The sequence below is a fragment of the Lentzea sokolovensis genome (genome assembly GCF_033949975.1).
Classification (GTDB): Bacteria; Actinomycetota; Actinomycetes; order Mycobacteriales; family Pseudonocardiaceae; genus Lentzea; species Lentzea sokolovensis.
Window position 1 is genome coordinate 636,616 of sequence record NZ_JAXAVU010000014.1, and the last position, 23,285, is coordinate 659,900.

General features: G+C 69.0%; 22 protein-coding genes. 8 read left to right on the top strand and 14 right to left on the bottom strand.

The features are described from left to right. Positions 1 to 28: 28 nt before the first annotated feature. The 4 genes from SK854_RS36810 to SK854_RS36825 form a co-directional block, all read right to left on the bottom strand. Complete coding sequence (locus tag SK854_RS36810) at positions 29 to 1,600, bottom strand: hypothetical protein (protein WP_319979761.1); 1,572 nt, start codon at positions 1,598 to 1,600, stop codon at positions 29 to 31. 85 nt (positions 1,601 to 1,685) lie between these two features. Then, on the bottom strand, positions 1,686 to 3,575 hold the full coding sequence (locus SK854_RS36815; protein ID WP_319979762.1) for a VWA domain-containing protein: 1,890 nt from the start codon (positions 3,573 to 3,575) through the stop codon (positions 1,686 to 1,688). Positions 3,576 to 3,616: 41 nt separating this feature from the next. Next, on the bottom strand, positions 3,617 to 3,859 hold the full coding sequence (locus tag SK854_RS36820; protein WP_319979763.1) for a DUF397 domain-containing protein: 243 nt from the start codon (positions 3,857 to 3,859) through the stop codon (positions 3,617 to 3,619). Beyond that, positions 3,774 to 4,622: a helix-turn-helix domain-containing protein gene (locus SK854_RS36825; protein ID WP_319979764.1), complete on the bottom strand. Its 849-nt coding sequence runs from the start codon at positions 4,620 to 4,622 to the stop codon at positions 3,774 to 3,776. The genes SK854_RS36820 and SK854_RS36825 overlap by 86 nt, the downstream gene beginning before the upstream one ends. A gap of 130 nt (positions 4,623 to 4,752) precedes the next feature. On the opposite strand from SK854_RS36825, the gene SK854_RS36830 reads away from it, so the two are divergent. Genes SK854_RS36830 through SK854_RS36855 form a run of 6 tightly spaced genes read left to right on the top strand, consistent with a single transcriptional unit; the run spans position 4,753 to position 10,196 of the window. Next, positions 4,753 to 5,886, top strand: a complete 1,134-nt coding sequence (locus SK854_RS36830) for an efflux RND transporter periplasmic adaptor subunit (RefSeq protein WP_319979765.1) — start codon at positions 4,753 to 4,755, stop codon at positions 5,884 to 5,886. Then, positions 5,883 to 6,563: an ABC transporter ATP-binding protein gene (locus SK854_RS36835; protein WP_319979766.1), complete on the top strand. Its 681-nt coding sequence runs from the start codon at positions 5,883 to 5,885 to the stop codon at positions 6,561 to 6,563. The genes SK854_RS36830 and SK854_RS36835 overlap by 4 nt, the downstream gene beginning before the upstream one ends. Beyond that, the gene (locus SK854_RS36840; RefSeq protein ID WP_319979767.1) at positions 6,560 to 7,750 is read left to right on the top strand and encodes an ABC transporter permease; all 1,191 of its coding nucleotides are present in this window, start codon (positions 6,560 to 6,562) and stop codon (positions 7,748 to 7,750) included. Before SK854_RS36835 ends, SK854_RS36840 begins: the two co-directional genes overlap by 4 nt. A gap of 12 nt (positions 7,751 to 7,762) precedes the next feature. After that, the gene (locus tag SK854_RS36845; protein WP_319979768.1) at positions 7,763 to 8,260 is read left to right on the top strand and encodes a hypothetical protein; all 498 of its coding nucleotides are present in this window, start codon (positions 7,763 to 7,765) and stop codon (positions 8,258 to 8,260) included. Next, on the top strand, positions 8,260 to 8,949 hold the full coding sequence (locus tag SK854_RS36850; protein WP_406601871.1) for a response regulator transcription factor: 690 nt from the start codon (positions 8,260 to 8,262) through the stop codon (positions 8,947 to 8,949). Before SK854_RS36845 ends, SK854_RS36850 begins: the two co-directional genes overlap by 1 nt. Continuing rightward, a complete protein-coding gene (locus SK854_RS36855) occupies positions 8,946 to 10,196 on the top strand; it encodes a sensor histidine kinase (protein WP_319979770.1) in 1,251 nt (416 codons plus the stop codon). The genes SK854_RS36850 and SK854_RS36855 overlap by 4 nt, the downstream gene beginning before the upstream one ends. Here the strand turns inward: SK854_RS36855 and SK854_RS36860 are convergent. Beyond that, positions 10,182 to 11,366 carry a YbiU family protein gene (locus SK854_RS36860; protein WP_319979771.1) on the bottom strand — a complete coding sequence of 395 codons (1,185 nt, stop codon included), beginning with the start codon at positions 11,364 to 11,366 and terminating at the stop codon, positions 10,182 to 10,184. The genes SK854_RS36855 and SK854_RS36860 overlap by 15 nt on opposite strands. Positions 11,367 to 11,454: 88 nt before the next feature. Here SK854_RS36860 and SK854_RS36865 point away from each other — a divergent pair, with 88 nt between their 5' ends. Continuing rightward, entirely contained in the window at positions 11,455 to 12,522 is a 1,068-nt protein-coding gene (locus SK854_RS36865; protein ID WP_319979772.1) for an ROK family transcriptional regulator, read from the top strand. A gap of 1 nt (position 12,523) precedes the next feature. Here SK854_RS36865 and SK854_RS36870 read toward each other — a convergent pair whose 3' ends face one another. The 6 genes from SK854_RS36870 to SK854_RS36895 form a co-directional block, all read right to left on the bottom strand. Continuing rightward, positions 12,524 to 13,327 (bottom strand): class I SAM-dependent methyltransferase, encoded by an 804-nt coding sequence (locus SK854_RS36870; protein ID WP_319979773.1) that lies wholly within the window; start codon positions 13,325 to 13,327, stop codon positions 12,524 to 12,526. 90 nt (positions 13,328 to 13,417) lie between these two features. Next, entirely contained in the window at positions 13,418 to 13,987 is a 570-nt protein-coding gene (locus SK854_RS36875) for an XRE family transcriptional regulator (RefSeq protein ID WP_319979774.1), read from the bottom strand. Positions 13,988 to 13,996: 9 nt separating this feature from the next. Beyond that, positions 13,997 to 15,064 carry an FAD-dependent oxidoreductase gene (locus SK854_RS36880; protein WP_319979775.1) on the bottom strand — a complete coding sequence of 356 codons (1,068 nt, stop codon included), beginning with the start codon at positions 15,062 to 15,064 and terminating at the stop codon, positions 13,997 to 13,999. 107 nt (positions 15,065 to 15,171) lie between these two features. After that, positions 15,172 to 16,314 carry a galactonate dehydratase gene (gene dgoD / locus SK854_RS36885; protein ID WP_319979776.1) on the bottom strand — a complete coding sequence of 381 codons (1,143 nt, stop codon included), beginning with the start codon at positions 16,312 to 16,314 and terminating at the stop codon, positions 15,172 to 15,174. Next, entirely contained in the window at positions 16,311 to 16,991 is a 681-nt protein-coding gene (locus SK854_RS36890) for an SDR family NAD(P)-dependent oxidoreductase (RefSeq protein ID WP_319979777.1), read from the bottom strand. Before SK854_RS36890 ends, dgoD begins: the two co-directional genes overlap by 4 nt. 10 nt (positions 16,992 to 17,001) lie before the next feature. Beyond that, entirely contained in the window at positions 17,002 to 19,014 is a 2,013-nt protein-coding gene (locus SK854_RS36895) for a hypothetical protein (protein ID WP_319979778.1), read from the bottom strand. 74 nt (positions 19,015 to 19,088) lie between these two features. On the opposite strand from SK854_RS36895, the gene SK854_RS36900 reads away from it, so the two are divergent. Continuing rightward, complete coding sequence (locus SK854_RS36900) at positions 19,089 to 19,682, top strand: bifunctional 4-hydroxy-2-oxoglutarate aldolase/2-dehydro-3-deoxy-phosphogluconate aldolase (protein ID WP_319979779.1); 594 nt, start codon at positions 19,089 to 19,091, stop codon at positions 19,680 to 19,682. Here the strand turns inward: SK854_RS36900 and SK854_RS36905 are convergent. The 3 genes from SK854_RS36905 to SK854_RS36915 are packed head-to-tail and all read right to left on the bottom strand — an operon-like array spanning position 19,669 to position 23,280. Further along, positions 19,669 to 21,621, bottom strand: coding sequence for an alpha-galactosidase (locus SK854_RS36905; RefSeq protein ID WP_319979780.1), 1,953 nt, complete (start codon positions 21,619 to 21,621; stop codon positions 19,669 to 19,671). The two genes, SK854_RS36900 and SK854_RS36905, sit on opposite strands and share 14 nt — an antisense overlap. Next, positions 21,618 to 22,442 carry a carbohydrate ABC transporter permease gene (locus SK854_RS36910; RefSeq protein ID WP_319979781.1) on the bottom strand — a complete coding sequence of 275 codons (825 nt, stop codon included), beginning with the start codon at positions 22,440 to 22,442 and terminating at the stop codon, positions 21,618 to 21,620. The genes SK854_RS36905 and SK854_RS36910 overlap by 4 nt, the downstream gene beginning before the upstream one ends. Position 22,443: 1 nt before the next feature. Next, positions 22,444 to 23,280 carry a carbohydrate ABC transporter permease gene (locus tag SK854_RS36915; RefSeq protein ID WP_319979782.1) on the bottom strand — a complete coding sequence of 279 codons (837 nt, stop codon included), beginning with the start codon at positions 23,278 to 23,280 and terminating at the stop codon, positions 22,444 to 22,446. Positions 23,281 to 23,285 lie beyond the last annotated feature (5 nt).

The following is a 23,285-nucleotide window of genomic DNA, read 5'->3' on the forward strand; positions in this document are numbered from 1 at the left end:
GGCCCAAACCATGTCCACTACATGACCACTAACTGACCAGTGAGAGGCGCCGGGCGGGTTCGGTGACCGCAGCCTCGACTGACGGGATCTCGACCTCCTCGCCGCCGATCTCGCGGGTGATCCACGCGCCGGACTCCACCATGACCTTCAGCGTGCGGGTGTCGAGGGCGTTGACGCGGCCGTAGTACCACTCGTCGGTGGCGAGCGGGCCCATGCGATCGCCCATGCGCTTCTTGATGTCGAGGACACGCTCGAACAGCGTCTTCACGAGGGCGGCGCGGTCGTAGGGGCCCTGGAGGCCCTCGCGGATGCGGTCTTCGATGCCGCGCGGGGTGCCTTCGGAGTTCGGCATGAGCATGGTGGTCCAGGCGCGGGACTTCTCGCGGTACTGGAGCTGCTGCATGATGCCCTCGTGCTGGGCGAAGTCGGCGGCGCGGAAAGCCTTGCCGCGCCAGCGCTTCTGCAGGTTCACGGCCAGCGAGAGGGCGCTCTTCAGACCCGTGTTGAGGCCGCGGCCCGGCCAGAAGTGCAGGGAGTTCGCGGCGTCGCCGAGCAGGAAGCCGAACGTGTTCGGTGCCAGTTGGGCGGTGAACTTCGACATCTGCTGCATGCCGAGGGTGAACGAGTTGATGCCGACCACGTCCGCGACGCCGACGCCGAAGAAGCGCAGGCCGTCGAGGATTCGGGGCCACAGGTAGGAAAGCTTGTCGACGGACGGCTTGAAGACGGCGCGGTGGCGGTCGCAGACGAAACGGCCACCAGCGGAAGGGCGCATGGAGCAGCCGAACTTGCCGATGCACGAGACCGGGCCGCTCTCGCCCAGTGCGACGATCTCGGAGGCTTCTTCCGCGGTCAGGCGCATGTTGATGAAGCCGCCGCCCATCGAGTTGAAGAGGAACCTGTTCTGCGCCACGGTGAGCGGGACGGTGTGCTCGTCGGGTGCCTTGGCGGTGACTCGGATGCCCAGGACGCGCTCGTCGAGCGGGGAACCGTCCACTGAGAACAGTTCGCGGCTCGGGGTGCCGAACTGCGCCGAGAACGCGTCGCGGGTGGCGGAACGGGCTCCGTCCGCGATGGCCAGGACGTGCAGGCCGTCGAACTTCGTGGGCGCGGTGTAGGCGGCGGGGACCACCTCGATGCCGTAGACGTCCTGCGCCATGTCGAGCAGGCAGTCCTCGATCCAGCGGATCTTGATGTTGCGCGGACGGCCCTTGGACGCCGGCGAGTCCGGGCCGAGCGGCCACATCTCCGAGAACTTGCCGGGCATGAACAGGCGCTGCTGCACGGCGGACGGCAGGGCGGCCCAGACGTTGCTCTGCAGCGTCACGACCTGCTCGCGCCGGTTGTTGCCCTCGGCCTGGCCGCGCCACACGACGCGGTCGCCCTGGCGCATCCAGCGGCGGTCGTGGACGCGGACCGCGACCTGGTCGCCCAGCAGCGACTTGATGGTGCACGCGAACGCGAGGCCGACCGGGCCGCCACCCGCCACGTCCACCCGCAGTGGGGTGGACCTGCGCAGCGGAACGATCTTGCTGCCCTGCTTCGGCAGCATCACCGTCGGGCCGCAGCGGCCGATCAACACCGTCTTCTCGTCAGCCATGGCCATCCCCCTCGTTCCCGTTGTACGGCGGGAACACGTAGCGAGACGGACAACGGTTCAAGGGAGTTCGGGAAATTTTTCCCGGCTAGCCGAACCGGTTGCGCGCGAAGCCCGACCTGCTCTGACCGAACGCGTTCAGCGCGTGCACGGCGACGGCGTCACCGGTGTCGGAGAACGCCCGGACCGTGCCCAGGTTCGCCGTCAGGCTCATCAGCTTGCGGAACGTCACCTGGTCGTCGCGGAACTGCGGTGCCGGGGTGTGCGCGTGGGCCTGGCGCAACGTCTCGACGTGCTCGGAGAGCCGGGAGTTCGCCGTCTCCCGGTCGTTCTGGTAGAGGTCGTCGAGCGCGTAGAAGGTGATCTCGCTCGTCCACAGGCCCACGGCGTGCGCGAAGACGGTTTCCGGGGCGATCGTGCTGTCGGCGCCGAGCTGCAGCGTCTGCCGGCGGTTCTCGCCGGCGACCACGTCCACGTGCTGCACGGTCGCGGTACCGAAGTCCGCGTCGGCCGGGGCCTGCACCTCCAGGACCACCCAGTAGGTCTCGCCGTGGGCGAGGTCCGGGGCGAAGATCCGGATGCCCTCGTCCTGGGTGACGAGATCCGGCAGCGACTCGACGCCGAACTCCTCCCGTGCGCGCTCGCGAACCGCGGCGACGTCTCGCTCCACGCGGGCACGCGTCGGGGCGTCGGTGATGAGGTCGTGGCCGTACAGGTGCCAGGCGGTGACGGTCGAGTCGAGGCTGATCTGGAGCTGGATGTTCAGCGCGGCGAGGTGTTCGCGCCGCGCGAGGTCCTCGGCGAGGGTGACCCGCACGTCCTCGGGATCGGTGACGAGCGTGCAGAACCCACCGGTCGTGCCCGCCAGTGCCTCCAACTCGCGCATGCGGGCGTCACGGCCGAACCCGAAGCACGACAGCGTCAGTTCGCCCCGCGCTTTGGCGGCGATGTTGCGGCGGATGGCGATCCAGTCGCGTTCGCCTGAGCTCGGCTCCCCGTCCGAGAACAGGTAGACGCAGTTCACGACATCCGGCCGGGCGTGCCGGGAGAGCTCGTCGATGCCGTACAGGACGCCCAGGTTGATGTCGGTGCCGCCGTCCGCGCGCAGGGCCGCGACGATGGCGTCCAGCATCTCCTGCTCGAGCGACGCTTTCGGCGTGGCCTTGAGCAACGTCCTGGCCGTGGTGTCGAACGCGACGATGCCGAGGACGTCAGTGTCGCGCAGCTGGGTGTAGAGCTCGAGGATCGCGGTCCTGACCGTCTCGATCTTCCCACCGGCCATGGAACCGCTGGTGTCCACGACGAACACGAAGTTCACCGGCACGGACTGCGCGGCGGCCCCGCCCGCCTCCCCCGCCCGCAACGCGATCTCGACGAAGTGGGTGGTGTTCTCGTTGGCGCGCAGACCTGTCTGGGCGGGACAGGTGCCGCTGCTCACCGCGAGCGCGTGGCCGGGCTGTGGCAACGGGATGCCGGACGGGTCCGAGGCGATGAAGTCGTCGAACCTGATCTGCGCCTGGTCGATCAGGACCCCCTCGTCGATCAGGTCCTTGATGCCGAGCACCGCCCTGGTGCCGAACGCGTTGTTGCGGCGAACGAACAGGCCGTCCCGGGGCAGCGGGGACTTCCTGCCGCCGAGCGGGACGTCCTCCGAGAGCCAACGCCCCAGCTGAGCGGCGACCGTGAAGCCGGACCTAGAGGACTCTTCCCCGCCGACCACCGGCGGCGCGGACACGCCGACCCACTGGTCGTCGTCGTAGTCCGTGTCGTCGAGGTAGTCCGTGTCGTCGTCGAACCGGTAGGCGGGCTGTAGCCGGTACGACGACTCCTCTGGAACACCACCGATCAGACCTGAGTGCTTGTCCGGACGCGAGTAGACGCGGCGCGTCCTGTGCGAACGACGCCGGAGCCGGAGCCATGCGCCTGCCGCTACGGCCAACGCCACGCCCACGCCGATCAGGGCCCACACGAGGTTCATGTGATCGTCCTAGCAGGCTGTGCCGCCGAACAGAGCAGGTGTCAACTAACTGGCACCCTCTGGACGAAGTTCGCCCAGGCAGTGGCGCCGAAGGTCAGAACGCCCCCGGCCGGATTCTTCGAGTCACGAACCAGAGCATCAGCGGCGACCGACACCTCGACGCAGTTGTCGTCCTCGGTCGCACCGCTGTAGCTGCTCTTACGCCAAGCGCGGGCCTCGCTCATTGAGTTCCTCTCGCGGTCGGCCGACGTAGTCCGCCAGCACCCTCCGCGATTGTTCCTCATCCAAGGCAACCTCGGCCAAGCGATCGAACAGCAGGCGCGTCCGGGCGATGGCGCCCGGATCCTGCACGAACACCTTCGCCAAGTCGGTCGAGGTGAACGCCACGGGCATCGCCTTGTCGTACTCCCACAGCACACAGCTGGTGGCCACCAACCGTGCCGTCGCCGGTACGATCCGGATCCTGGGCGCGCCGAACAGCAGCTTGGCGTACTGATCTTCCATGGTCTGCACATCGCCGACCTGTGTCTGCAACGCATGCTCATGGATGTAGAACAAGCAATCCGGACGATCGTGCCGGTTCAGGATCACCTGGCGGTCCATCCGGAACTTGACCACCGTGGGGATCCGCTCCTCCACGATGTACCCGCCCATCCGGTAGAGGCTGTCGGCGTACTCCGGAGTTTGCGACAGGCCCGGTATCGCCTGCGAGTCGTAGCTGGTGATCGTGATGGCGGTCGCCTCCGCCATCGCGAGGGTGCGGAGGTTGTCCGAGACCTGGACGATGTACTCCTCGAACGCGTAGCGGAAGCGGCGTTTGAAGTCCTCGAAGAAGTCGATGTCCTTGCCCAGCATGGAGAGGTACTGCACCAGGTCGATCTCGCTGGGGCGGTACTTGCCGTTCTCCAGGGTGGAGACCTTGCTGGGATCCCAGCCCAGGCGGACGGCCAGTGCGGCGCCCGTGAGTTCGGACGACGTCTCGCGGACTTTGCGCAGTTCGTCGCCCAGATCCCGGCTGTATGCGGTGGAGGGAGTACTCGTGGCCATAGATCGACCGTAGGGCTTGCTCGAAAAGCAACAAGGGGCTCATTCGGGTGAAAACGGTCGGGCTGATCTTCAGCTCGTTGCCAGGAAACTCGCAGCCCTGACACAGCTTGCCGGACGACGATCCCGAGCCATGACTCGACGTCGCAGATCCTTGTTGATCAACGGACTGCTGGTGGTGGTGCTCCTCGGGGCCGGTGTGGCCGGCTACCTGGTGTTCTTCGGTTCCTCCGGCAATGCCCAGTCCACCACGACCGCTCGCACGGCCGCCGCCGCGAACCGGGACGTCAGCGAGGTGGTGACGGCTTCGGGGACGGTGCAGAGCTCGTTCAGCGCCGTCGCGTCGTTCGGGGCGAGCGGCACGGTCACCGAGGTCAACGTCAAGGTCGGTGACGCGGTCACGAAGGGCCAGCAGCTCGCGAAGCTCGACCCGACGCAGGCGCAGCTGCAGGTGGACATCGCGCAGGGCAACCTGAACGCGGCCCTGGAGAAGGGCACGGGCACGAACGCGCTGCTCACCGCGTACCGGCAGACGCAGCTCGCGCTCCAGCAGGCCAAGGACAACCTCGCCGCGACCGTGCTGACGGCTCCCGGGGACGGCACGATCACGTCGGTGACCGGTGCGGTCGGGCAGAAGGTCGGTAGTGGCAGCACTTCCAGCAGCAGCTCCACTTCCAGCACGACCAGCGCCACCACGACGGCGTCCGGGTTCGTCGTCGTCACCGACCTGAAGAACCTCGTGGTGAAGGCGAACGTCTCCGAGTCCGACGTCAGCAAGCTCAAGGCCGACCAGGCGGCGACCGTGACGGTCAACGCGATGGCCGGAACGCCGGTGCAGGCCAAGGTCACCACCGTGGACCTCACGCCCACGACCGCGAACAACGTCGTGCAGTACGGCGTGAGCCTCGCGTTGACTCAGCCGCCGGCCGAGCTCAAGCCTGGTCAGTCGGCGAGCGTCGAGATCACCGTCGCGTCCGCGCAAGGTGTCCTCGCCGTGCCCGCGGCGGCCGTGCAGACCGTCAGCGGCGCGAGTTCGGTGCAGGTCGTGGAGAACGGCGTCGAGTCGCGCAAGACGGTCGAGGTCGGGGTGCGCGGTGACCAGTACGTGGAGATCAAGTCGGGGTTGACCGCCGGTGAGGAGGTGGTGCTGCCGCAGGTGAGCACGTCGAACAGCACCAACCGGCAGCAGCAGCCGGGCACCGGGCAGTTCCCCGGCACCGGTGGCGGGCAGCGCAACAGCGGCGGGCTCACCGGGACCGGTCGATGAGCCCGGTCATCGAGGTCCGCGACCTCCGCAAGACGTACGGCGGCGGTGACACGGCCGTGCATGCGTTGCGGGGCCTCGACCTCACCGTCCAGAAGGGCGAGTACATCGCGATCATGGGCGCGTCGGGCTCCGGCAAGTCGACGCTGCTCAACATCCTCGGCTGCCTCGACATCGCGACGTCCGGCCAGTACCTGATGGACGGCATCGACACGGGCGAGTTCGACGAGGAACAGCTCTCGTTGCTGCGCAACAGGAAGATCGGGTTCGTCTTCCAGTCCTTCAACCTGGTGCCGCGGACCACGGCACTCGCGAACGTCGAGCTCCCGCTGGTGTACGCGGGAGTTCGGCGTGCCCAACGCCGCGAACGGGCGCTGGCGGCGCTTGATCTCGTTGGCCTGAAAGACCGCACGCATCACCGGCCCAACGAGCTTTCCGGTGGCCAGCAACAACGTGTGGCGATCGCGCGGGCGCTGGTGACGTCGCCCGCGATCGTGCTGGCCGACGAGCCGACCGGCAACCTCGACACCGAGTCGAGCCGGGAGGTGCTCGGCATCCTCGACCGGCTCAACGCGAGCGGGCGCACCGTCGTGCTGATCACGCACGAGGACGAGGTCGCGTCCCACGCCATGCGCACGGTCCGCGTGGTCGACGGGAAGGTCGCGGGGGTGCTGGTGTGAGGATCTTCGAGATCGCCGCGTTCGCGGTGAGAGGGTTGACCGCGAACAAGATGCGGTCGGGGCTCACCACGCTGGGCATCCTGATCGGTGTCGCGTCGGTGATCCTGCTGATCGCGGTCGGCAACGGCGCGTCGAGCGCGGTGCAGCAGAGCATCGCCGGGCTCGGCACGAACATCCTGACGATCAGCCCGCAGCGCGCCCAGCCCGGCAGCACGGCCAAGCCGCTGACCACGGCGGACGCGGCGGCGTTGGTGGGCCAGGACTCCCCCGACGTCAAGTACGCGTCGCCGGTGGTGAGTGCGCAGGCGACCGCGGGTTACGGGGACACGACGCACGACATCGGGCAGTTCATCGGCTCCGACCCGCGCTACTTCGACACCACGAACAGCTCGGTCGCGCAAGGGAACCTGTTCTCCGACAACGACGTCCAGCAGGCGCGCAAGGTCGTCGTAATCGGCGCGACGGTGGCCACCGAGCTGTTCCCCGGCACCGACCCGGTCGGGAAGTCCATGCTGGTCAACAACATCCCGTTCACGGTCGTGGGAGTGCTGGCGGCCAAGGGTTCCAGCGGGTTGCAGGACGCCGACGACATGGCCGTGGCGCCGTTGTCGACCACGCAGAACGCGCTGACCGGCTACGGAAGTCTCACGCAGATCGTGGTGCAGGCGCAGTCGGCCGACGCGCTGCCGAACGCGCAGGCCCAGGTGACGACGATCCTCAACGGCCGGCACAAGATCACCGAGACCGCCGACTACCGGATCCTGAGCCAGGACCAGCTGCTGACCGCGCGGACCGCGACGACGGAGACGTTCACCGTGCTCCTGGCGTCGGTGGCCGCGATCTCGTTGCTGGTGGGTGGAATCGGCATCACGAACATCATGCTGGTCACCGTCACCGAGCGGATCCGCGAGATCGGCATCCGCAAAGCCGTTGGCGCGCCGCGGTCCTCGATCCTCGGGCAGTTCCTGATCGAGGCGACGCTGCTGAGCCTGTTCGGCGGGGCGCTGGGCGTGGCGGCGGGGATGATCGGCAGCCAGTTCACCATCGCGGGGATCCAGCCCGTGCTCGTGCCGTCGTCGGTGCTGCTCGCGTTCGCGGTGTCGGCGTTGATCGGCCTCTTCTTCGGCAGTTACCCGGCTTCACGGGCGGCGAAGCTCCGCCCCATCGAAGCCCTCAGGCATGAATAAGGAGTTCACGACGTGACCAACCCACTCGATCAGCCGCTCGAGAACGACATCTCGGCCGAGCTGAAGGAACGCAAGACCGGTTTCGGCAAGACGACGGTGATCCTCGGGGTCGCGGTGCTCGCCATCGTGGCGTTCGTCGGCGGGGTGTTCGTGCAGAAGTCCTTCGGTGCCAGCGAGACGCCGACCCGGCAGAACGCCGCCGGGCGGCAGTTCCCCGGTGGCAACGGCGGTACTCCCCCGTCCGGGACGAACCGGCAGGGCGGCGGCCAGTTCGGAGGGCGCGGCACCGCCGGCACGATCGACCACGTCGAGGGCACGACCGTCTACGTGAAGACGCAGAACGGCCAGATCGTGAAGGTGTCCACTTCGGACACCACGAAGGTGGAGGTCACCTCGGAGGGCAAGCTCGCTGATCTCAAGGCCGGTCAGCAGGTCGTCGTGCAGGGTCAGGCGGGTTCCGACGGCACCGTGAGCGGGCAGACCATCACCCAGCGGCCGACCACCGGGTGATGCAGGATTCACGCGTGGAACGGGGCCGGTTGCTCGTCGTCGAGGACGAACCCAGCATCCGTGAGCTGCTGTGCGCCAGCCTGCGGTTCGCGGGGTTCACCGTGTCGAGCGCGGCGACCGGCTCCGAGGCGTTGACCGCCGCACGAACCGATGTTCCCGACCTGGTGCTGCTCGACGTGATGCTGCCCGACCGGGACGGGTTCGAGGTGGTGCGGCGGCTGCGTTCCGGTGGCGTGCGGGTGCCGGTGCTGTACCTGACCGCGCGGGACAGCACGGAGGACCGCATCACGGGCCTCACGATCGGCGGTGACGGGTACATCACCAAGCCGTTCAGTCTGGAGGAGGTCATCGCGCGGGTGACGGCCGTGCTGCGCCGCACCCGGCCCGGCGGCGAGAGCGAGCAACTGACCTGCGGGGATCTCTCGCTGGACGTGGAGAGTCATGTGGTCAGGCGTGGTTCGCGGGTCGTGGAGCTGTCGCCGACGGAATTCCGGTTGCTGCACTACCTGATGCGCAACAGCGGGCGGGTGCTGTCGAAGGCGCAGATCCTGGACCAGGTGTGGTCGCACGACTTCGACGGCGACGTCGGGGTGGTCGAGTCGTACATCTCGTACCTGCGGCGCAAGGTGGACGCTTCCGAGCCTCGGCTGATTCACACGGTTCGAGGTCTGGGATACATGATTCGATGACGTTGCGCGTGCGGCTGGTGGTCGTGCTCGTCGCCCTGGTGGCCGCGGGCCTGTTCGGCACGTGGCTGATCGGGTCGCAGGTGATGGAGCGCTATCTGCTCGGCCAGCTCGACGCGCGGCTGGACCGGGTCGCGTCGGCGCCGCGGCCGTTTCCGATGCGCGACAACATGATCCTGCGCGACGCGGACGGGGTGCTGTCCGGGACGTCCTTCGAAGGGCTGCCGGCGTACGGGACGTTGACGCCGGGCGAGCACGTCACGGTGGGCTCGCATCGGCTGGTGATGCGGCAGCTCGACGGTGCCGAACTGGTCGTGGTGACCGACCAGTCGGAGGTCGAACGGGCCGTCGACGATCTGCGGCTGGCGTTCCTGCTGATCAGCCTCGGGGCGTTGATCCTCGTCGGGATGGCCGGGTATGCGCTGGTCAGGGCTTCGACGCGGGCGTTGGAGGAGGTCGAGCAGGTCGCCGGGGAGATCGCGGCCGGTGATCTGTCGCGGCGGGTGCCGGTGCGGCGGCCCGGTTCGGAGGTCGGGCGGCTGGCGGCCGCGTTGAACACGATGCTGGGGCAGATCGAGCAGGCGTTCGCGGTGCGGGTGAGTTCGGAGAACCGGATGCGGCAGTTCGTCGCGGACGCGTCGCACGAGTTGCGGACGCCGTTGACGTCGATTCGAGGGTATGCCGAGCTTTACCGGCAGGGCGCGGCTTCGGATGCTTCGGCGGTGTTGAAGCGGATCGAGGACCAGGCCTCGCGGATGGGTTTGCTGGTCGAGGATCTGCTGCAGTTGGCGCGGCTGGACTCGGAGCAACCGCTGACGTTGTCCACTGTGGACCTGGTGGTTCTGGTGACCGATGCCGTGGTCGAGGCTCGGGATCGCGAGACGAGACGTCTCGTCTCGTTGGCCCTGCCGACAGGGCCGGTACTGGCCGAGGCGGACGAGGCGCGGGTGCGGCAGGTGCTGACGAACCTGCTGGACAACGCGTTGATCCACACGCCGGCCGAGTCGCCGATCGAGGTCCGGCTGACCGCAGAGGCGATCGAAGTGGCTGATCACGGGCCTGGGGTGACCGCGGAGCAGGCTTCGCGGGTGTTCGAACGGTTCTACCGCGTGGATCCCGCGCGTGGACCCGGCGGGAGTGGGCTGGGGCTGTCGATCGTGGCGGCGCTGGTCGCGGCGCACGGGTGGCGGATCGAGCTGGACACCGCGCCTGGTGAGGGCGCGGTGTTCCGGGTGCTATTCGGGGCGTGAGCGGTTCGGCCAGGTGCGTTCGTAGTGCTCTTCCGGGAAGTCGCTCGGGCTCGAACCCGTTGCGCGGGCGTGCTGGATCTCCTCGGCGTAGCGGTCGTTCCGGGGGCATGAGGGCGCGGCCGGGATGTACATGACGTTGCCCCAGCCCTGTTGATCGGTGACGGGCGCGACGCTGTGGATCATGTCGCAGTGCCACCAGACCGAGTCGCCCGCCCGGACGTCCGGGATGCCGCTCAGGGCCTCGATCAGGAGCTCGTGGTACTTCGGGTCGACCGGGAAGACCTGGTTGACCGTGACGCCGCACATGTCGTCGTCCGGGACGTCGTCGAGCAGCGGGCGCAGCATCAGGTACGCCATGGCGCCGGGGATCGGGACGGTGTGCAGGACGCCCTGGTCGTGGTCCATGTCGGAGAGCGCGGTCCAGCCCTGGAAGGTGCGGAACACCGAGCACATCGTCGTTCCGGGGTACTGCGGGCCGGTGGTGCGGTGGGCGGCGTCCCACGGGTCGTACTGCTCGGGCGTGCCGTTGAACAGGTGCCGGAACGCCTGCTGGTACTCGCGCGTCATCCACAGGTCGAGCGTGCCGGGGTCGAGGTGGGTGCCCAGGCCGTTGGAGTTCGCGCCGGGCGGGCGGCGGCGGATGCGGTCCGGGTAGCCGACGTCCTTCGCCGGGTCGAACCAGCCTTCGTGGTGCCACAGGCCGTTCAGGAACTGCTGGACCGTCGCCATGCGCTTGTGTTGCCTGGCTTGAGTCTGCGCTTCGGACCAGTAGATCGGGTAGATCTCGGGCTTCGAGCCGACACTGCCGAAGAAGTCGTCGCCGGGGCCGCGGTAGTTCTCGAAGAAGTCGTTGCCCTCGACGTAGTCCACGATGGACTTGTCCCAGGCCAGCGCCTGCTCGCGGTCGAAGTGGTTCCGCACGACGAGGCATCCCCGGCGTTTCACGAGGTCGGGCGACGCGGTGCCGGCCTCGATGTCGGCGTAGTCGATCACCGGCCAGGCCTGACCGGCTTTGACGTCGTCGACCTCGCGCCGGATCTGCCGCTCGACGACCGCGAACACCTCCTCGACGCTGCGTCCCGACGCCTCGATGTTCGCCCGGATCGCCTTTTTCACCTCCCGGATGGCTTTCGGCAGGTCAGCGGGGGTTGTCTCCCAGTTCGGCAGCACTTGTGACTCCTTCCAGTAAGGCCTCCTAACTTAGAACCATAGGCGTGTCGGACCGTTGTAGGCAAGACCCCTAACTAGAGTGCTGCGCGTGACCAGGCCGTCCCAGGAGTTGCTGCGCTCGATCTCGGACGAGCACGTGCTGCGGTCGTTGATGTCCGCACGCAAGCTCACGCGGGCGGAACTGGCGGTGGAGACCGGGCTGTCGAAGCCGACGGTGAGCGAGAGCGTCCGCCGCCTCGTGGACCAGGGCCTGGTCGCGGACACCGGCGAACGCACGCCGGGCGGCCGCGGCAAGGGCCGGGTCGGTTCGTTCTACAGCCTGGCCGAGGACATCGGCGTCGCCCTGGTCATGACGATCGCGCCGGACGGCGTGACGGCCGAGTGCGTCGACGCCTACGGGGACGTCGTCGGCCGCACCCACCACCCGATCGCCGACCCGGCCGAAGTGGCCGCCGCACTGCCGTCGGTCGCGGCGGAAACCGTTGCGGCGCACAACGTCCGACTGTGCACGGTGAGCGCGGCCGATCCCGTCGACCGGCGCACCGGCAGGCTCGTGCAGCTGCCCGACTCGCCGTTCCTGGTGGGAGAACTCGATCCCGTCGCGGCGCTCGGGCCGTTGCTGCACGGACCGGTCGTGGTGGACAACGACGTGAACTGGGCGGCGCAGGCCGAACACGCCGCGCTGGGCGTCGCGGACTTCGCCTATCTCTTTTTGGGCGAGGGTCTGGGTTGTGCGGTCGTCTCCGACGGCGAGGTCCGGCGCGGGCACTCGGGACTGGCCGGTGAGATCTCGCACCTGATCACGGCCGGGCCGTCCGGCGCGACGCCGTTCATCGAGGTGTTCGGCGAACTCGGGTTGCGCCGTCCGGGGACGACCGCGATCGACGTGGCACGGCTGCGGACCGCGGATCCCGTCGTGCTCGCGCGGGCCATCGGGGGTGTCGTCATGGCGTTGGTGACGCTGGCCGATCCCGAGGTCGTCGTGATCGGCGGATCCTGGGGGCCGTCGTTGCTCGGCGCGATCAAGGCCGAGTGTTCGCGGTTGCCGCGTCAGGTCGACGTTGTCGCGGCGTCCGTGGCGTCTCCGTCGCTGACCGGAGCACGGGCGGCCGCTCTCGACCTGCTGCGAACGGCGCTCGTCACAGCGTCGCGTTAGGTCACTTCCTCGCCGCCCACACGGTGCGTTCGGTGCGCAGGGAAAGGTCGTCGCGACGCACTGCTTCATCGGCCGCCGCGGGGCCGAACTGCCTGCGCAGAACGATGTGGGCGTAGCGTTCCACGGCTTCGGACCGTTCGATGTGGACGGTGATCGTGCGTTCGCCTTCGACGGTGAACCCGGCCTCGGTCAGCTTCGGACCCCAGTCCGCGCCTCGGTGGGGCAGGCGTTCGTCATGGGCGTCCGGGGCCTGCTCGGGGAAGAACTGCGGCATGCCGGCGAGCTCGACGACGGCCAGCAGGCCCGCGGGGGCGAGGGTCTTGTGGAGTTGGCCGAGGGTGTGGCCCGGGTCGGCCATGTGGTGCAGGGAGGCCGACGCCCAGATCAGATCCGGGGTGCCGAGGTCCGGCCAGTCGGAGTCGAGATCGGCCAGGACCGTGTGGACTCGGTCGGCCAGGCCTCGTTCGCCGGCTTTCTCGCGCAGTCGCCGGAGGTGGTCCAGTGAGGAGTCGACCGCGGTGATGTGGGCTTCCGGGTAACGGGCCAGGAGGGCGAACGTGCCCGCGCCCGTGCCGCTGCCCAGGTCGACGATGTGGCGGGGGTTCGAGGTGGGCAGCCAGTCGATGATGTCGGCGGTGTGGGTGGCGAGGAGTTCGGCGTCGAGGTCCAGGATCTCGGCCTGGTCGTCATCGTGCCCATGCCCGGCCCCGTGCCCGTGCCCGTGGCCATGCCCGTGCCCGTGCCCGTGGCCATGCCCGTGCTCGTGGCCGTGGTCGGCTCCGTGGCCATGTCGTTCGTCGCTCATGCGGCCAACGTAGGTCCGCCCTGCGCTAGATGCACGGCAGCTTGCGCAAGACGCAAGAAGGTCGGCCCGTCCGGTGCCGACCGCGCAAGATCACGCCTTCTTGTCGGCGTTGTGGCCGCGCCGCGCCTCCCGGTCGAAGATCCCGAGGATCTCGCACGGACCACCCGCTGTGCCGATCGCGTGCGGCAGCATCGTGGGGAACTCGGCGGCCTGGTTCGTCTCCACCCGGAACCTCCGGTTGCCCAGCAGCAACACCGCCGTGCCCGACAGCACCACCAGCCATTCGCGGCCGGAGTGCGCGCGCAGCGAGGCGGGGTTGTCGGGCGGCGGGGTGGTCATCCGCTGGCGCATGACGGTCATGCCCGGCTCCGCCTTGATCGGCCAGCGCATGTTGCCGTGCGCGCCGTCGAGCATCGGACTGACGATCACGTCGTCGGTGTCGGTCTCGACCAGCTGGTCGAGCGTCGTGTCGAGGGCGCGGGCGAGCGTGACGAGCTGGTCGAGGGCGAGGCGGCGCTGGCCGTTCTCGATGCGGCTGAGCGACGACGGACTGAGCCTGGCGCGGGTCGCGAGCTCGTCCAGCGACCAGCCCTGGGCGACCCGGAGCGCGCGGATCCGTTTGCGCACCAGGCCGTCCAGGTCACCATCCTCTTGGATCATGGTCCGATGCTAGGCGTCGATGAGGAGGTCGAGCAGCTTCTGCGGGGGCTCGTCGCCGAACAGGCTCTGGATCATCTCCTCGGAGTCCTCCGCGGTGTGGGCGGCGCGCACGAACATCGCCTCCTCGTACTCGGCGAGCGCGGTCTCCACGTCCTTCGTGGCGAGCGCCTGGCCGAGTTCGGCGGCGTCCAGCATGGCGAGGTTGGCGCCCTCGCCGTTGGGCGGCATGAGGTGCGCGGCGTCGCCGACCAGGGTCACCCGCGGCACCCGTTCCCAGCGGTGCCCGGTGGGCAGGGCGTAGTGCGGGCGGAACACCGGTTCGGTGTCGGACTCGGTGATCAACGCGGTGAGCTCGGGTGCCCAGCCCTCGAACTCACCGACGATCTTGCCGAGGTCGTCGAACCAGTCCAGCGGCCGGTTGAACTCCACGTACGCGTGCAGCGTGTCGCCGGCCTCCCGGTGAGCGAAGATCCCCTTGCCCTGGCCGGGGGCGAACATCGACCCGCCACCGACCACCTTCGCGATCTCCGGGTGCCGCGTTTCGGCGTCGTAGAGGTAGGTCTCGACGAACGACATGCCGGTGTACTCCGGCTTGGCGTCCGTGACCAACGCCCGCACCCGCGACCACGCGCCGTCAGCGCCGACCAGCACGTCGGCGTCGACGGTGCTGCCGTCTTCGAACGTCACCGTCCTGCCGTGGACGCCGATCACCTTGCGGCCCCACCGGACCGTGCCTTCCGGGAGCGAGTCGAGCAGCATCTGCCGCAGGTCGGCGCGCTGCACCTCGGGACGGCCGCCCGTGCCGTCGTCGCCCTGCTCGTGCAGAACCGTGCCGTCGGATTCCAGCACGCGGATGGCTTGACGGCCCGGAAGGACAAGGCTCTGGAACTCGTCCATCAACCCGGCCGCCTCGACGGCGATCTGGCCGTTGTAGTCGTGGATGTCGAGCATGCCGCCCTGCGTCCGTGCCGCGGGCGACTCCTCCGCCTCGTAGACGGTGGACGGGATGCCGTTGACGTGCAGCACACGGGCGAGCGTGAGACCGCCGAGACCGGCACCGATGATCGTGACGTGCATTGATGGGCTCCCCTGGAGATCGTGCCGCCTCCCTGACGGCACGACCAGGTTCACCCGGCGCGCTGACAGCGGACGCACACGTCACTGGCAGCCGCTGGCAGGCACTGTCACCACTCGGCGAAGCTGCCGTCGTCGTGCCGCCAGATCGGCGAGCGCCACGCGTGCCCGGACTCGGCCGCCCTGCGCACCGCCGCCTCGTCGACCTCGACTCCCAGGCCGGGGCCGGTCGGCCGGGCGATCCAGCCGTCCACGACCCGCACCGGCGCCATGTCCACCAGGTACGACGGGTCGGAGCCGTTGTAGTGCATGCCCGCGCTCTGTTCCTGGATCAGGAAGTTCGGCGTGGTGAACGCGACCTGCAACGACGCCGCGAGTGAGATCGGCCCGAGTGGACAGTGCGGCGCGATCGACGCGCCGTAGATCTCGGCCAGCGCCCCGATCCGGCGCAGCTCCGAGATGCCGCCCGCGTGCGACGGGTCGGGTTGCACGACCGCGACACCGACGTCGAGGACGGGCTTGAACTCCCAGCGCGAGAACAGCCGCTCCCCCGTCGCGATCGGCACCGTCGACGCCCGCACCACCGACGCCAGCACCTCGGCGGGCAGTTCGGGCAGCACCGGTTCCTCGACGAACATCGGCTGCACCTCTTCGAGCATCCGCACCAGCCTGCGCGCCATCGCGGGTGACACGCGGCCGTGGAAGTCGATCGCGAGATCTCCGTGCGGGCCAAGGGCTTCGCGCGCCTCACGGGCACGCTTGAGCACCGCCTCGGCCTCGGCGGGCGAGGCGATCGGGCGCATCTCCGCCGTGGCGTTCATCTTCACGGCGCTGAAGCCCGCCGCGACCTGCCGCGACACCGCGTCGAAAATGCCGTCCGGCCGGTCGCCGCCCACCCACGAGTACGCGCGCACCCGGTCGCGCACGGGGCCGCCGAGCAGTTCGTGGACCGGTAACCCGCGTGCTTTGCCGGCGATGTCCCAGAAAGCGTGGTCGTAGCCGGAGAGAGCCGAGGACAGCACGGGTCCGCCGCGGTAGAAGCCGCCGCGGCGCAGGACCTGCCACAGGTCCTCGACGCGCAGCGGGTCCTGGCCGATGACCAGCTCGGACAGTTCGTGGACGGCGGCGCGGACCGTCTCCGCCCTGCCCTCCACGACCGGCTCGCCCCAGCCGCTCACCCCCTCGTCGGTGCTCACCTTGAGGAACAGCCAGCGGGGCTCGACCAGGAACGTCTCGACCGCCGTCACCTTCATGAAGAGTCCTTCGCCGCGGACCAGCCGCCGTCGACCAGAAGCTCCGCGCCCGTCACGAACGACGCCGCCGGAGACAGGAGAAAACCGATCACCGAGGCCACCTCGGCCGGGTCGCCGAGGCGGCCGGCCGGGGTGGATCGGGCACTGCGTTCCCGATCCTCGGGTGAGACCCGGTCCCAGGCAGCTGTCAGCACGGGACCGGGCAGCACCGCGTTGAACCGGACGTCCGGCGCGTACTCGACGGCGAGCTGGCGGGTCAGTGCGACCAGCCCGCCCTTGGCGGTCGCGTAGGCGCCGTGGCCGGGGATGCCGAAGTGCGCGTGCACCGACGAGACGAGCACGACCGAGCCCTTGCGTTCACGCAACGACGGCAAGCAGGCCTGGACGCCGTGGAACGTGCCGCCGAGGTTGACCGCGAGCTGGCGTTCCCACTCGGCCGGCGTCGTCGCCTCCAACGGCTTGACCGCGACCGTGTAGGCGTTGCTCACCAACGCGTCCACGCCGCCGTCACACAGTTCGATCGCCCGCCGCCAGGTCTCCGGGTCGCTGACATCTCCCCGCACGGCCACATCACCGCGCAGGTCGATCCCGACGACCCGGTAACCGTTGTCCGTCAGGTGCTTCGCCGTCGCGGCACCGATTCCGGCACCCGCACCCGACACCACCGCGCACTTCATGCACGTTCTCCTAGAGCTTCTGCCGGTAGACCCTGTTGTCCGGCCCGCGCACCACAGTCCACGCGGAGCCGTCCGGACCAGCAGTAGCACCGACGGCGCCGACGAGCGAGTTGCTCGGGAACTCGGGACGGTTGAACCAGCCGCCCCAGACCCCGGCGGAGGAGTTGATCTGCCAGAGCGTGTAGTCGCCGGCCCGCGCGAACAGGTAGATCCGGTCCTGGAACTCGACCAGGGTCGGGCTGCCGGAGATCACGCCTCCGAGTGACGTCCACTGGCCGCCGCTGACCGGGCGGACCCAGACGTCGTCGGCCGCGGTGCGGACGGCCACCTGACCGCCGGCGACGCTCGGCCTGCCGTAGATCGGGGCGTCGCCGGGCGCCCCCAGCGAGGTCCAGGTGCCCCTGTAGAGCCAGACCTCGCCGTCTTCACCGCGGGCGACGATCGTGCCGTCGACCGCGACCGAAGGCGCGTCGGTGAGCTTGCCGCCCAGCGACTTCCACGACCCCCAGCGTCCGTTGTGGAGAGTGCGCTGCCAAGCGCGGTTGTCGTGGCCGCGGACGGTCACTTCGACGTCATTGCCGACGGTGCGGACGGCGGGCTGGCCCTGGATCGCCTTGCCCAGGCTCGACCACTGGCCGTCCCGCAGCATCTTCAGCTCGCCGCCCGTGCCGCGGCTGAACACCAGCGCCTCGTCGCCGACCCGTGCGATCGCGGGCGAGGCGGTGGCGTCGGAGCCCACTGCCTCACCGGGCACGAGGTCCGTGCCGCGCAACTTGAGCATCGCGGTGCCGTGCGGAGGAACCGTCACCGCGTACTTGTCGGTCGTCGTGCCGCGGTCGGCGCGAGCCCGCAGATCACGCACCGAAACGTCGCCCTTGAGGCCAGCCTGCGCGAAGTTCACCGTCATCTCGGCAGGGACGTCGCGGCGGTTGAGCAGCACGACCGAGCGCTCGCCCTTGCGGGACAACACCTTGCTGTAGACGTCGGTGTCGCCCGTCGAGGCGACCCGGACGCCCTGGATGGCCAGCGGGTCCTGGTTGACCGAGAGGATCTCGGGGTTCTTGAGCGTGTTCACCATCGACGGCGGCAGCGTGCGCGGGTCGGAGCCGATGATCAACGGCGAGGACATCTGCGCCCACATCACGAACTGAGAGGTCGACTCCTCCTCGTTGAGCTCGTAGGTGCCCTGCTGCGTCCTGCGCATCGGGATCAGGTAGTCCGGGTCGTTGTAGTGGCCGGGGCCGTTCGACTCCGGGTGCGCGGCGTTGCGGTCCATGTTGCGCAGCACGTCACGCCAGATGCCCTCGTACGGCGTGCCGAACGCGATGTCGGTGCTGGTGCGCCACGAGTCACCGGCCAGCGGGCCGAACGTGTAGGAGATGTCGGCGGTCTGGTCCGGCTCGTGCGGAACGCCCCACTCTCCGGTGACGGGGTTGCAGATGTTGAGGATCATCGGCCGGCCCGCCTTGGCGAGGGCCTTGCTGAAGTCCGTGAACGCCTGCGCGGGTTTGAGGTTCGCGAAGATGCCGCACAGGAAGTCGACCTTGACGGCGTCGAACTTCCAGTCAGCGAACCGCTTCGCGTCCTTCTCGTAGTAGCCGCCACCGCTGCCGACCGCGCAGTTCTTGCCGTCGGACGGCCCGGCGTCGGTGTAGATGCCCGCCTTGAGGCCTTGGGCGTGCAGGTCCCCGACCAGCTTCGGGAGGCCGCCGGGGAACTTCGCCGGGTCCTCGACCAGGTTGCCCCTGGCGTCACGCGGGGTCGGCGCGGTCCAGCCGCCGTCGATCCACACGATCTTGTACCCGGCGTCGCGCATCCCGCTGCTCACCAGGAAGTCGGCGACACCGCGCACGTCCTTCTCGGTCGGCGCGCCCAAGCCGTAGTACGTGTTCCAGCCCATGTACGGGGTCTTGGCGACACCGCTGTCGTAGTAAGTGGGCGCTCCTTGGTCGTCACCTGCGTGAGCGGGTGCCGCCACCAGGGACATCAAGGCGATGGCCAACGCGACTCTGCGAACCGACATGCCCGTGAGCCTCCCCCGCGTCCGTTGCAGGTGTCAAGAATAATTCGTAATTTATGTGTAGTAGGCTGGCGGGCGTGAGCTACCGCTACGAGATCACCCAGGCAGTCGTGCGGCAGGGCATCATCGCGATCGTTCGCACCGCGTCCGCCGCCACCGCTGTCGAGGCCGCCGTTCCGTTGCTGGACGCGGGTCTCACGTCCCTCGAACTGCCGTTGACGAACCCCGGTGCGCTGGAGGCGATCCGGCAGTTGCGCGCGGACCACCCGTCGGCGGTCATCGGCGCCGGTTCCGTGCTGGACGAGGCTTCCGCCGTCGCCGCGGTGCGTGCCGGGGCGCAGTTCCTGGTGGCACCCAACCTGAACGTGGCGGTGATCCAGGCCGGGCATCGGTACGGCGCCGCTGTACTGCCGGGTGCCGGGTCGGTTTCCGAGGTCGTGCAGGCGTTGGAGGCCGGGGCGGACGCGGTGAAGGTGTTCCCCGCGCCCACTCCTCAGTGGGTGCGCGACGTGCTCGCTGTGCTGCCCTACGCGCCGCTCGTGCCCACTGGTGGCGTCGCGCCGGCGGACGTCCCGAAGTGGCTGGAGGCCGGGGCGGTGGCGTGCGGGGTCGGGTCGGCCCTCGCCCGCACGCCGATCGACGACGTCAAAGCCCTGATCAGAGCGGCTTGAGCACGACCAGGTCGGCGTCGTTCGCCTGCGACCAGGCGAACGGCAGCCCGACGTGGGTCAGGTGCGCCGCCGAGTAGAGCTGACCGTCCTCATCCACATAGGACTCGCCGGTCAGACCCTTCAGCTTCACCCGCGAGAACTGGCCGGGCACCATCGGCACGCCGGTCAGCGAGCCCGTGTTCCAGGCCAGCACGACGATCCGGTCCTCGCCGGAGTACTGGATCGCGTCGTTCAGCAGGTGCGCTTCGCCGTTGTGCACGACGTCTCGGACGTCCTTGTACAGAGTGACCAGCGCCGCGGCCTCCTCGCGTTCGTCGGCCGACCACTGCCGCAGATCCGCGCCGATGCCGAGCACGCCGGCCATCGCGAGCACGAACCGGAACTTCAGCGAACGCGGACGCGCGTCGAAGAAGCCGGGCGCGTCCGTGACCCACGAGGACATCAGGTGCGGGGCGTGCATGTGCAGGAAGCCGTGCTGGATCTTCAGCCGGTCGAGCGGGGCGGTGTTGTCGCTGGGCCACACCACGTCCACCTTGCCGGTGGTCGCGAGGTCCGTCCGGCCGCCGCCGCCCGCGCAGCCCTCGACCAGCACGTGCGGGTGCTTGTCCCGCAGGTGGTCGAGCACGCGCCAGTAGTTGCGGACGTGGGCGTCGTCCTGGTCGAGAGGGCGTTCGGTGGCGGGGCGGTTCATGTCCCACTTCAGGTAGCTGATCCGGTAGTCGGTCAGCAGTCTGTCCAGAGTGGACGTCACGAACTCGTGGACCTCGGGCAGGCCCAGGTTGAGCAGCATCTGGTTGCGGACCAACGTGGGCTCGCGGCCGGGCAAGCGGTACACCCAGTCCGGGTGCTCGGCGTAGAGCTGCGACTTCGGGCTCACGCACTCCGGCTCGACCCACAGGCCGAACTCCAGGCCCATCCCCCGCACGTCCTCGACGAACGCGCCGAAGTCCGGCGACTCCGGGTACCAGTCGCCGAGGCCGCCTGTGTCGTCGTGGCGGCCGGTGAACCAGCCGTCGTCCACCACGAACAGCTCGACGCCCAGATCGGCGGCGATGCCGGCCAGTTCGAGCTGCTTCGGCAGGTCGACCTCGAAACCCGTCGCCTCCCAGGAGTTGTAGAGCACGGGCTTGCGGGCAGGCCTGGAACGCAGCCGGTCGTAGGCGTGCCAGACGCGGGCCAGGCCGTCCGTCGAGTACGCCAGCGCCAGTTCCGGGGTCGTGAAGGTCTCCCCCGGTTCGATCACGACCGGGCCGAGCATTCCGGCGCGCACGCGCGTGAGTCCGGACGGCTCGATCTCGGCCGTGATCTCCCAGGAACCGGACCACGCCAGCGACACGCCCCACGTGTCGTCCACGGACAACCAGGGCGCGTAATTGTGCCCGGGAACGCCGTAGGAGCTGCCGATTCGGAACCCGCCCGCGGGGAGGGTCACGTGGTCCAGCTGGAACTCGCGAGCCCACTCACCGTGCAGAAAGGACAGCCGGGGCTCGCGGACGGGCAGACACACGCCCGCCGATCCGATCCTGACGAGACGAGACGTCTCGTCTCGGGTGTTGGTCACCTCGACCCAGCGGGCCAGGACGTCGACGCCGGGTTCGGGCCGGTAGCAGAGCACGGTTCGCAAGCCGGCCACCTCGTCGACGAAGGCCAGGCGCAGCACGCCGTCCGACTCGTCCGCACCTTCGAACGTGAACCACGAGTCGCCGTCCACTTCGAGGTCGGCGCCGGTGAACGGACGCTCGCCGCGCGGCGCGTACTCGATCGGCGCCGCGTCGGCCTCGGTGATGAAGTGGATGTCGCCGAGGTTCTTCAACGGCGACGGGCCGGTCTCGACGCCGTGCGGGCCCCAGGCCACGAGCTCGGCCCAACGGCCGCCCGGTTCGACGGCCACCGTGTAGGAGGTGGTTTCCATCCGGAGAGTCCACTGGTGCTGGGTCATTTGACTGCTCCTACAGCGAGTCCGGAGATGAAGTGCCGCTGGAACCGCAGGAACACCGCCACGGTCGGGATCGCGGCGATCACCGACCCGGCCGCGATCACGTTCCAGTTGGAGACGTACTGGCCCTGCAACGCGAGCAGCGCGGGGGTCACCGGCATCACGGCGGAGGACCGCAGCACGGTGATCGCCCACAGCAGGTCGTTGAAGATCCAGGTGAACGCCAGCGCCGCCAGCGCGGCCAGCGCGGGCCTGGTCATCGGCAGCACGATCCGCCAGAAGATCTGCACGGGACCGGCGCCGTCGATGGTGGCGGCCTCCTGCACCTCGTTCGGCATGGCGCGCATGAAGCCCTGCAGCACGAACGTGTAGAAGCCGAGCCCGAAGCCGACCTGCACCACGATCAGCGCGAAGAGCGTGTCGTAGATGCCGAGCAGCTCGGTCAGCTTCGACACCGGTACGAGCAGGATCTGCGGCGGCAGCAGGTTGCCCGCGAGCATCAGCAGGATGATCGAGCGCCGGCCGGGAATCTCGAAGCGGCTCAACGCGTACGCCGCCGCCGCGCTCAGTGCCAGCGAGAGGAACACGGTCGGCACCGTGACGAGGACGCTGTTCCACATGGCGCCCGCGCCGCCGTTGGTCCACGCGTCGGTGAACCCGGCGAACGTGAACGACCGGGGCACCGACGCGAGGCCGTTGGCGGCGATGTCGTCGAAGCTTCGGACCGCCGTGACGAGCACGGCGACGATCGGCAGCAGCCAGAGCACGGAGATCGTGCCCGCCACGGCGTGGAAGACGCGGCCAGAAGAAGTGCTACCCGACATCTCAGTTCTCCCGGAACGCGCGGACGAGATAGGTCACGATCACGCCGAACGCCAGCACGAAGATGACGACGGCGAGCGCGCTCGCGTAGCCGAGCTTGAGCGACTGGAACGCGGTCGAGTACATGTACGTGCTGAGCAGCTCGGACGAGTGGTAGGGACCGCCGCGCGTCATCGACCACACCACGTCGAACGACCGCAGCGAGTCGATCACGATCACCGACAGCACCACCGAGTTGACCGAACCGAGCTGCGGCCAGGTGATGTGCCGGAACTTCTGCCAGCCCGTGGCACCGTCCAAAGTGGCCGCTTCGTAGAGTCCGGGGTCGATGCCCTTGAGGCCCGCCAGGTACAGCACCATCACGTACCCGACCTGCCGCCACAGCGCCGGGACCAGCACCGCGTAGAGCGCCGTGTCCGGGTCGGCCAGCGGGCTGCTGTCGAAGATCCCGCCCGGCTGGTAGAGCACCTGCCAGATCAGCGAGGTGGCGACCAGCGAGAACACCACCGGCACGAACAGCGCGGCCCGGTAGACGCCGACGCCGCGGCGTTCCTTCTGCAGCAGCACGGCCATGCCGAGGCCGCCGACCGCGGACAGCCCTCCGAAGAGCACGAGCCAGATCGCGGTGTTGGTGACGGCGGTGTGGAAGACCGGGTCGCCGATCATCCTGGCGTAGTTGTCGAGCCCGACGAACTGGGGCGGCGAGACGCCGTCCCAGTTCGTCAGCGCGAGCCAGAACCCCTGCAGCGCGGGCCAGAAGACCCAGAACCCCTCCACGAGCAACGGGATGAGCACGAACAACAGCAGGATCGGAGGGACTCGGGTGAAGCTTCTGGTCACGCTGG